The organism is Paraburkholderia sp. EG304 (assembly GCF_046543485.1).
GTDB classification, from domain to species: Bacteria; Pseudomonadota; Gammaproteobacteria; order Burkholderiales; family Burkholderiaceae; genus Paraburkholderia; species Paraburkholderia youngii.
In genome coordinates this window covers 1-9,315 of record NZ_JBKGUA010000114.1, presented here as the reverse complement: position 1 = coordinate 9,315, position 9,315 = coordinate 1, and the positions used below count along the sequence as shown (strand labels likewise).

The following is a 9,315-nucleotide window of genomic DNA, read 5'->3' as shown; positions in this document are numbered from 1 at the left end:
GCACGACCGACACCACGCCGTAGTTGCGCGCGATTTCGGCAAGCGCGGCTTCGCTCGTGCGCTCGCTGATCCAGACTTCGAGGCTATCGGCATGCTGATGCGCGACCAGGATCTGGCCGCTGCGCGCTCGCCGGCCGCGGCATCGCCGTTCAGCGGACGTTGCGAGGGCGCGGTTTGCGCGGGCATCTGCGTCACGGACGCGCTCCCGGCGACACCGTGCTCGACACCGGGCCGCTTGCCGGCTCGACGACGGCCGGTTGCGGCATGGTTTGCGGCATCGTCTGCGGCACGGGTTCGGTGGTGGTCTGCGCGCCAGCTTGCGGCACGGCCTGCGGCGGTACCTGCTGAGGCACCTGTTGCGGCATCATCTGCTGGCGGCGCATTTGATTCAGCTCGAACAGATTCAGCGCCGGCACCCCGCCCTGGCTCGGGCCGAGCGGCATCGGCGGCACGACCGGATCGTCGCGATCCCTCATGATGTTGTTGTCCGAACGGTACGCGCCCTGCACACCCTGAATGTAGTCATAGCGGTTCGCCGTGACGGCCTGCGTGGTGTCGCGGTCGCTCAGGATCACCGGGCGCAGGAACACCATCAGGTTAGTCTTGTTGCGCGTCTTCTGCTCGGAGCGGAACAACTGGCCCAGCCACGGAATGTCGCCGAGCAGCGGCACCTTGCTGTTGCTGACCGGGTAGTTGTCCTGCATCAGGCCGCCGAGCACGATGATCTCGCCGTTATCGCACAGCACGGTCGACTGGATCGAACGCTTCGTGAATTCCGGGCCCGCCGGGTTCGTCGCCGCGTTGTTCGTGCCGTCCACGATCGCCAAGCCTTCCGTGTAGAGCTGCAGCTTCAGGGTGCCGCCGTCGGTGATCTGCGGCTTCACGTGCAGCGTCAGACCGATGTCGGCGCGGTCGAACGTGTTGAACGCCGCGCTGGTCGTGCCGCTCGTCAGGTTCGAGTCGGAACCGGTCTGGATCGGCACGTTGTTACCGACGATGATCTTCGCCTCTTCGTTGTCGAGCGTGATCAGGTTCGGCGTGGACAGCACGTTCGCATCGGCGGTCTGCGACAGCGCCTGCAGCAGACCGCCGAGACCCTGCACGCCGAACGTGTTGTGAAGCCAGCCGATGTTCGGACCCTGCTGGACAGGCGCTGCGCTGGAGGCGGGAGCCGTGGCCAGACCAGGCGCTGCGCTCGTGGCGGGAGCCGTGAGCAGACCCTTTCCGGCGCCAGCGGCCGCGGCCGGCGTCAGGTTGATGATGCTGTTGCCCGTGCCAGCCGCGAGGTTAGTACCGTCAAACAGGTTGTCGTTCGCGACCTGCCACTGAATGCCGAGATTGCCGCTCGTATTCGAGTTGAGCTCGACGATCAGTGCATCGATATAGACCCGCGCGCGACGCGCATCGAGCTGGTCGATCACCGCGCGCAAGTTCCGGTACATCGCTTCGGGCGCGGTAATGATCAGCGAGTTGGTCGTGGGATCGGCGGTGATCATGCCGCCGCCCTGGTCCTGGTGCTCCTCCTTGTCCTTGTCCTTGTCCTTATCGCCGCCGAGAAAGCCGCCGCTATTACTGTTCGAGCCCGAAGCGCCGCCGCCCATCGGAGAGTTCATCGAGCCGCTGCCGAGGCCGCCCGACTGCAACGGCGGCGAGCCCGACGTACCCGTCGAGCTGCTGCTGTTCGACAGACCGCCGCCAGTGCTGTTCTGATTGAACGAGTTTGCATCGTTCGAACCGCCTGACGAACCCTCGTCGCCGTCCTTCCCGAGCATGCTGCGCAGCGTGCGCGCGAGCTTCGTCGCGTCGGCATTGCGTAGCGGCACGACGTGGATGTTGCCCGGCATCGTGGTCGGCATGTCGAGCTGCTTCGCGAGTTCCTTGGCCGCCGCGAGGCGTGCGGTGTTCGACGCGCGCATCAGCAGCGAGTTGGTGCGCGGATCGGACGAGATCGACACCTTGAGCGTCGCGTCCGTGCTGCCGATCGAGCCCGGATCGAGCATCCTGTTCATCTGCTGCGCGATGTCGATCGCGTTCGCGTTCTTCAGCGGCACGACTGCAAACCCCTGGGCGGCCGCGCTATCGAAATCGGCGATGATCCGGGCGATGCGCCGCACGTTGTCGGCGTAGTCGGTGACGACAATCGTATTTTTGGCGGGGTAGGCCGCGACCGTGTTGTTCGGCGAGACCAGCGAACGCAGTACGGGCAGCAGATTGTTGGCCAACTCATTCCTCAGCGCGAAGACCTGCGTGACGATCTGGTCGCCGCGCGCAGTCGGCGCGTTGCCGACGTAGGTCGGCACGCCTTGCAGCTTGGCGTCGGCCTCGGGCACCACTTTCAGCACGCCATGATCCTGCACGGGCGCGAAACCCTGCATCCGCAGCGCGGACTGCAGGGTTTTGAGCGCCTGATCCTGAGGCACCGAATTTTCGGACACGAGCGCGTGTGCAGTTTGCGCGGTGATCCGTGCAGCCAGCAGCAATGCGGTTGCGACGCGAGATAAAGCCATAGTATTTGCCATCCAAATGTGTATGGTTCTGGTCACATTCCATGTGAGAGCAACGAAACGGCAGGTTTACCCTTACATGATTTGCTGGGAGGACTGCCAGAAAACAGCGCAGCTTACCTCTCGGTCCTTCCCGGTCAGGTAGAATCGGTCGTTTGCCAATGACGGCTGCAGAGTCAAAACCTGCAATTGGCTACCGTCGCCCGGGTCGAAGACGCTCAAGTGCGATGCGTGCCCGCAGCACCAGATTAGACGCCTAGTTTCGTGGCATAGGGAGTAAGACCGCCTTGGAATGCGCTGCTGCCGATGGGCTTTGTCCGGATGGGTATAAGTTCCCGTGCTATGGACGCGACTATGCATTTTTGACGCAAATCGGTTTGCCGAAGGCGTTCCACCGGTTCAGCAGGTTGGCGATGATGAGCTTCCCTCGAAATTTCGCCTTCCAGCAGGTCGTGTGTAAACTCGACCCGAAGGAAGGAAAGAATCGATGTTCAAAATACCGAAGCAGGCATACACCGCGGAGTTCAGGGCGCTCGCGGTGCAGCGAGTGAAAGACGGGCAAAGCGCGCGGGTCGTCGCTCGAAAGCTGGGGATTTCACACCAGTCATTGCGCAACTGGGTCAAGGCCGATGAGGCAGGCACGCTCAACGGCCCGGGGACAAAGGTTGTCACGCCGGAGCAGATGGAACTGTCACGCTTGCGGGCCGAGAACAAGCGCCTGCAGATGGAACTTGAAATCGCAAAAAAAGCGGCGGCGTCCTTCGCGAAGGACCTCCTGTGAAGTACGCCTGGATTGATTCGCATCGCCGTCACTATCCGCTGTCGGCGCTGTGCGGGGTCCTGTCGGTCAGCCTGAATGGCTATCGGGCGTGGAAGCGCGGCGGCACGCCCGGGCGCAAGCGCCTCACGGATGCACAGTTGCTCGCCCTGATCCGGTCTATCCATGCCGAGGTCAAAGGCGCCTATGGCTCCCCGCGGATGACCGAGGACGATGTCCGTGATCTCGCCGTCGGCCAGTTCGAGCAATGGCACCGCGTTGCGCGCCATCAGCTGCGGGCCGGTCAGAAAGGCCTTCGTGTGGGTGTGTCGACCCAGTCGGTCGTCGCATGCCCCGCAGCGGCGGCGAACACGAAAGGTACCGCGCACGCAAGGCGGCGGGGCGACGGAAGGGGAAGGGCAAACCGGTAGTTCCTTCATCGGGAAGGCAATCGTCGCGAGAAGAGTAAGCGCATCGGCACGAGTTGGGTCGGCGGCGAAAATTGCACGGCACATTGACTTCGCCTGTGCTGACTTACCTTGCGCGCATAGCGCACCCGTGTATCTGAGCGTTAGTTTGGGATCGATGCAGGCGGTATCCGCCGAATTCTCGTAGTTATTGGTTATGGACATATGCTCTAAACGGTTTATTTTTGCGATCCGCCCGCGAAGATGCTTCTTCCAGCGAAGGCGAACCCCAGCAGTCGTTGCGCCATCCTGACTCCGTATCGATCGGTTATCGCCAACGGCACGACCCCGAAGTTAAGCGCCGGGCTCGGTCGGATCAACGGAAACGTTGATGAAATATCGTCAATCGTCCTGTAAGCGCGAGATGGCCGGCAATCGCGTGGCCGTTCCAAGGCAGTTGAAAAAGGAGCATTCCAGTACCTGCTGCGCAACGCGCTTTGTCCGGATGGGTACAAGTTCCCGTGCTATGGACGCGACTATGCATTTTTGACGCAAATCGGTTTGCCGAAGGCGTTCCACCGGTTCAGCAGGTTGGCGATGATTACGCCTTCACCTTCCTGCGACGCAAGCCCCTGCGTCAGCAGGCGCTCGCCGATGCAGCGCTTGATGCGCGAGATCTGTGCCTCGACCAGCGAGCGCACACCGTAGCCGTATTTCTTGTGAAATGCATAGATGCCTTTGTCCTCGACGTATCTGACGATCTGGTCATGCCGGCGGGTTCGCCCCTCGCCGTGTACGACAGCGTGAGCTGGCGGTGGGATGACGGGCGTCACGCCCGCGCCTGAAAGCGCTTCGGTACGCTCGATGCTGTAGTACGCGCCATCGGCAATCACCCGATCCATCGGCACGTCAGCGGGCAGCACGGCGTCCATTCGTTCGCTGTCCGATACTTCTGTAGTGGTGATGCGGATCGCGTGTACGTTCATGTCAGCGTCGATCGACAGATGCATCTTGCGCCACGGCGTGCGCGCGGCCTTCTGGGCGTACTTTGCCTCGTACCACTGGCTCGCCCGCCCAAAGCTCAATCCCGTGCTGTCGACCATGAGACTGATCGTCCCGCCGCGCGCGAGACGTCGGGCCAGCTGTTCGCAACGCTGCGTGACGCTCACCTCCAGTGAAGCGAACCGTTCGCCCAGCTGACTGGCGCTGGGCACCGGGATGTCCAGCCCGCGAGTCTTCCAGTAGTCCTCCATATAGCCGGTGATCTGCCCCATCCCCCAACCGAACAGCCGGTAGAAGGTAAAGATCAGCTCGATGTACGCCGTGGTGTAGGTCGGCTCACGCCCCGACACGCCCGGCGTACGGATCTTTGCGTTGATAAGCTGCGCCTTCAGATCGCCGCCCGGCACATACAGGCTGATCATGCCGCCCTTTCTCAGGCTCTGGTTATACGCCCGCGCGTTCGTCACCCGGTACCCCGGCTTCTTGCGCTTGCGCGGTTCACCCGTCTTTAGTCTGGCTTTATATGGCATTATTCAACGCTGGCTTCATGATGTTGCGCTTCTACACAACCCGCACCATCTTTGCAATACCCCCATCCGGACAAAGCCGACATGCTGCAATGAGCAAAGGCCGGACGCTGCGACAGCGCAGCCATACACGCAAAACATGGATACAGGGTCATGCAAAACCCAACCTCACCACGCCGCAAGCGCGGGCCCCGCTTCCTCGATATCGCCGAAGCCGCTGGCGTGAGCCCCGCAACGGTGGACCGCGTGCTGAACGAACGGGGCAGCGTGTCCGCCGCGATGCGGGCACGCGTTGTGGCGGCCGCACGCGAACTCGGCGTGCCTCGCGTGCTGCCCAATCCAAGGCACGGACTCCTGCATATCGACGTGCTGATCCCGCGCAACGACACGCCCCTCTTTCAGCGGATTAATCTCGCGCTGCAACGGTCGATGCAAATGCTCGATCGGAGAATCGTCCTGCATCGGCAAATCGTTCCGGAGGCCGACGACGAAGTCATCACGCATGCGATCCTTCGACCGAATCACAAGCGTGCCGGGCTGATCGTCACGACGCACGACACACCCGCGGTGCGCGATGCGCTGCGCGCAGTGATCGCCCAGGGCGTCCCCGCGGTCACGATGGTGACCGATATCGCCGACATCGGCCGTTTGCATTACGCCGGTATCGACAATGCAAGCGCAGGCCGCACGGCTGGGTATTTCGTAGGACGGCTCGCGACGCAGCCCGGTCGCGTGCTGCTGCTTTGCTCGCACAAGGACTACCGCGCGCACGTCGACCGGATCAGCGGATGCCGCGCGACGCTGGTCGAGTCGTTTCCGCACCTCGTCTGCGAACACGAAGAGATGGAAACGCTGGATGACCCAGACCGTTGCCATCGTGCCGTACTGAACGCACTCAAGCGCAGCAACGTGGTCGGCATCTACAACAGCGGATACGGATCGGAAGGGATCGAAGCGGCGTTGCGCAGGGTGGGCGCGGCGGGCAAGACGGTGTGGGTCGGCCATGAAATGCTCGACCGCCACAGGCAATACATTGAGCAAGGCACGATGGATATCGCCATCGACCAGGACCCTGACGGGCAGGTGATCTCAGCATTGCAGCATGCGCTCAATGCGTGCGGCGTGGTGGACGCGCCCGCGCCTCCCGGGCCCGTCGAGTTCCGCATTTTCTGCTCGGCCAACCTGCGCCGAAGCCCTTATCTGGTCGACCACCTTGCGAGGTGAACCCGATCCTCGGCGTTTCGACGAGCTGAAAGGCTTCACATCGACAGGCTTTGTTCAAGAGGGCCGCTTGCGCGGCGGCCGCGGGTCGGGTAGAAAGAGTCCGGTGATCTATCCGACGAGCGAGCTTTCATGCCTTACAAGACAAGACTGAAGACGGGCGAACCGCGCAAACGAGCGAAGCCGGGCTATGCGGTAACAAACGCGCACGAGTACAACGAAAGCCTGAAGCGGCGCGGGCAACTCAGCCTGTATTGTCCCGACGGAGACCTGAAGGCGCTGTTCATCAACGACACGCCCTACCAGAAGGGCGTGTCGGGTCAGTCCCGGACGTACAGCGATGCGTACCTCGAACCGATCTTCATCTTCTACCGGCTGTTCGGCTGGGGCATGCGGCAGATCACCGGCCACATGCACGAATTCTGGGCGCTGCGCGGACTCGACATCGGGGTACCGAGTTTCGGGCTTCTGAGCGAGCGGTTCCGTACGCTCGAGGTTCAGGTCAAGCAACGCTGCGCTCGCGTGGCCGAACGCCTGCGCAACGGCGAAGCCATCAGCCTGATCGTCGACAGCAGCGGCATGAACTTTGGCCGGGCCAGCGAATGGCATCGGCAAAAGTACGGGCGCGACGCGAGCCAGACGCCGTGGCGCAAGATGCATCTGTCGATCGACCGGAGATGAATGTCCACCGGATCGCGATTACCGAGGACAACGTCTCCGACGAGGCGAGCCTGAATGCGATGCTGGCAGTCGACGCGAACGTCGACTGCGTGATCGCCGACTGCGTGATCGCCGACGCCGCGTACTACAGTATTGCGGAGACCGAGGCGTGGTCAGCCTGCGGCGTGCTGCCGGTGATTCCCCCACCGGCCAATGCGGTCGTTCACAATCAGCCGGCGACGCGCTGGCACGACCATCTCGTTCGGTACATCAAGGACAAGGGCATCCATGCGTTCCGCAACAAATACGGGTATGGCCAGCGTGCGCTGGTCGAGGCGCAGATCTCGCGAATCAAGCGTTGCATCGGTGCGCGGCTACTGACGCGCAAAACCGAATCTCAGCAGCGCGAGGGCGTGATTATCGCGAACCTCGTGAATTTGTGGAACAGCTTCGGCAAGGCCGTTTGCGTCAAAAATGCCTAGTTGCGTCTGCAACCAACTGCAGCCATGCCCTGCTGAACAAAGCCAGGAAGCTGCGGCTTTTTTTTGCATACGTTCTTGCTGCTTTGCTCGACCGCAGCATTGCGCCGGCCTGATGCGGGTGCATCGAAGAATCAATTGTTCAGGGCCGACTATTGAATTGGAAGAATTTCGAAAAAATCGGCGGTTCCAGCTTATAACCCCTACAAGCGAATGATCTCGTTGGCATCCCAATGGCCGTGCCACTTTCAATCCTCAGGTCCACGACCGCTGAGGCGAGAAATTTTCAAGCGCCAGAGCGAGTACGATCGCCAACGCGCAACGGCATTGACCCCACTGCTTTCGGCGTAGCGCCTGAACGACGGCGACGCTCAGCGACCGGCGATGACACTGCGCCGGTCTCCCACACGAATCTTGCGGGCTTGCGTTCAACGAAGGCAAACAATAGCAGTCCTGAGCCCAACGTAAACGATTGAATGTGACTATAGAAAAATCCTAAGAACTCAATGTCACGGCGATCAGTATAAAGGGAAATCAACTCGACGGAAAATGCGTCGATGTGGCATTCCAATTAGGCGGATCTTGCCCGAAAACATTGCGAACGAAGAAATCCATGAGCTTACGCTCGGTGAAGATACCGGGGGCTCCATGATCAGCACCGGGCACATAGACCATTTCGAATTCCTTTCCCGCCTTAATGAGACTGTCGGCGAGCGCAAAGGTGGAGGCCGGATCGACATTGTGGTCCATTTCGCCCACAACAAGCATAAGTTTGCCGTGCAGATTGTCGGCATTGTCGATGGCGGAGGACTGTGAGTATTCAATGCCGACGGGCCAGCCCATCCACTGTTCGTTCCACCATATCTTGTCCATACGGTTGTCATAGCAGCCGCTGTTGGCTACCGCAACCTTATAGAAGTCCGAATGGAATAGCAGTGCATTCATGGCGTTCTGGCCGCCAGCTGATGTACCGAAGATTCCCAAATTCGAGATGTCGTACCAGGGATATAGAGAGGCAGCCGCCTTATGCCACAGAATGCGATCGGGAAGGCCTGCATCTTTCAGATTCTTCCACGCGACGTCATGGAAAAGGCGTGAACGGTTGTTAGTGCCCATTCCGTCGATTTGCACAACGATAAAACCCAACTGGGTAAGGGGCTCTGTTGTGGTTGTGAATGACTTTGGGACGTGAGAGCCTTGCGGGCCGGCATATATATGCTCCACCACAGGATACTTCAGATGTGGATCGAATCTATCTGGTAGATGAATGATTCCCCAAATATCGGTCTTACCATCGCGCCCTTTGGCAACAAAATTGATTGGTGCTCTCCATCCATTAGATTCGAGTTGGGAGAGGTCGGTGCTCTCGATCTGCATCAGTTTAGCGTTGTCGCTAGATCGGAAAAGCGCCATGCGTGGGGGAAGGTCGATACGCGACCAGAGGTCGACGTAGAATCTACCGTCCGGAGAAAACTCGATGTGATGATTGGCCGGTTCTGGCGTAAGTGATGTCAGCCCCTTTCCGTCGAAGCCAATTCGGTAGGCATGAACGAAATATGGGTCCTCACCGAAATTCATTCCGCTTGCTTCAAACCAGATTTCCCTTCTGACTGGATCGATGTGGGCCACCCCGCGGACAATCCAGTCACCTTTGGTGATTTGGTTTTCTAAAACACCGGTACGGCCATTAAAGAGGTACAGATGTTCAAATCCATCGCGCTCGGATGCCCAGATAATTTCCTCTCCATCATTAACATT

The 9,315-nt window shown here is 60.4% G+C and carries 6 protein-coding genes and 2 pseudogenes; 4 read left to right on the top strand and 4 right to left on the bottom strand.

The window, feature by feature from the left end; all coding sequences use genetic code 11:
• A pseudogene (locus ACLFKU_RS41600) lies at positions 1-186 on the bottom strand (type II secretion system protein GspE); the annotation flags it as partial.
• Between the two features lie 5 nt (positions 187-191).
• The gene (gene gspD / locus ACLFKU_RS41595; protein ID WP_410853106.1) at positions 192-2,507 is read right to left on the bottom strand and encodes a type II secretion system secretin GspD; all 2,316 of its coding nucleotides are present in this window, start codon (positions 2,505-2,507) and stop codon (positions 192-194) included.
• Positions 2,508-2,991: 484 nt separating this feature from the next.
• Here gspD and ACLFKU_RS41590 point away from each other — a divergent pair.
• Positions 2,992-3,495 (top strand): annotated as a pseudogene (locus tag ACLFKU_RS41590) (transposase); the annotation flags it as partial.
• A gap of 709 nt (positions 3,496-4,204) precedes the next feature.
• Here ACLFKU_RS41590 and ACLFKU_RS41585 read toward each other — a convergent pair.
• On the bottom strand, positions 4,205-5,137 hold the full coding sequence (locus ACLFKU_RS41585) for an IS5 family transposase (protein WP_410853105.1): 933 nt from the start codon (positions 5,135-5,137) through the stop codon (positions 4,205-4,207).
• A gap of 213 nt (positions 5,138-5,350) precedes the next feature.
• On the opposite strand from ACLFKU_RS41585, the gene ACLFKU_RS41580 reads away from it, so the two are divergent.
• The 3 genes from ACLFKU_RS41580 (at position 5,351) to ACLFKU_RS41570 (ending at position 7,560) form a co-directional block, all read left to right on the top strand.
• Complete coding sequence (locus ACLFKU_RS41580) at positions 5,351-6,421, top strand: LacI family DNA-binding transcriptional regulator (RefSeq protein ID WP_410853104.1); 1,071 nt, start codon at positions 5,351-5,353, stop codon at positions 6,419-6,421.
• 129 nt (positions 6,422-6,550) lie between these two features.
• Positions 6,551-7,099 (top strand): transposase, encoded by a 549-nt coding sequence (locus tag ACLFKU_RS41575; protein ID WP_410853103.1) that lies wholly within the window; start codon positions 6,551-6,553, stop codon positions 7,097-7,099.
• A complete protein-coding gene (locus ACLFKU_RS41570; protein WP_410853102.1) occupies positions 7,096-7,560 on the top strand; it encodes a transposase in 465 nt (154 codons plus the stop codon). Before ACLFKU_RS41575 ends, ACLFKU_RS41570 begins: the two co-directional genes overlap by 4 nt.
• Before the next feature lie 531 nt (positions 7,561-8,091).
• Here the strand turns inward: ACLFKU_RS41570 and ACLFKU_RS41565 are convergent.
• Positions 8,092-9,315 (bottom strand): prolyl oligopeptidase family serine peptidase (locus tag ACLFKU_RS41565; RefSeq protein ID WP_410853101.1); only part of this gene is annotated, 1,224 nt, incomplete at its 5' end.